Below are 412 nucleotides of genomic sequence, written 5' to 3' on the forward strand. Positions count from 1 at the left end.
GCCCTGCCCATGCACAGGCAGCCACAGCGGGGCTGAACGACCTGCTCACCCTGCTGGATGCCCGCCTGGCCGCCCAGCCCTGGATGCTGGGCGCGGACTATTCGCTGGTGGATCTGGTGGTGGGCTCGGTGCTGGGCTACAGCGTGTACCTGGGTGCACCCGTCAATGCACACCCGCATGTGCAGGCCTGGCTGGCGCGGGTGCAGGCGCGCCCTGCGATGCAAATCGAGGCCTGAGAGGCTGAGAGTCTTTTATCCACGCCCGCCTTGCACGCCAAAAAGCCCCGGCTCTTCGTTGCAAATGCTCGCCATAGCCCGAGCTATGGCTGTGCTTTGCGCCTCGATCCGAGGCGTTTTCGCGCGCCTTTCGGGCTCGGCTAAAAAACTCTCAGCCTCTGAACGCGCAGTTGATC

1 protein-coding gene is annotated in these 412 nt (G+C 64.6%); it reads left to right on the top strand.

Features of this window, described 5'->3' with window-relative positions; translation table 11 throughout:
* Positions 1-236: glutathione S-transferase family protein (locus GPA27_RS28595; protein ID WP_211165320.1), on the top strand; the 236-nt coding region annotated here is incomplete at its 5' end.
* Positions 237-412 lie beyond the last annotated feature (176 nt).

Origin of the sequence: Aromatoleum toluolicum, assembly GCF_012911005.2 — a bacterium.
GTDB classification, from domain to species: Bacteria; Pseudomonadota; Gammaproteobacteria; order Burkholderiales; family Rhodocyclaceae; genus Aromatoleum; species Aromatoleum toluolicum.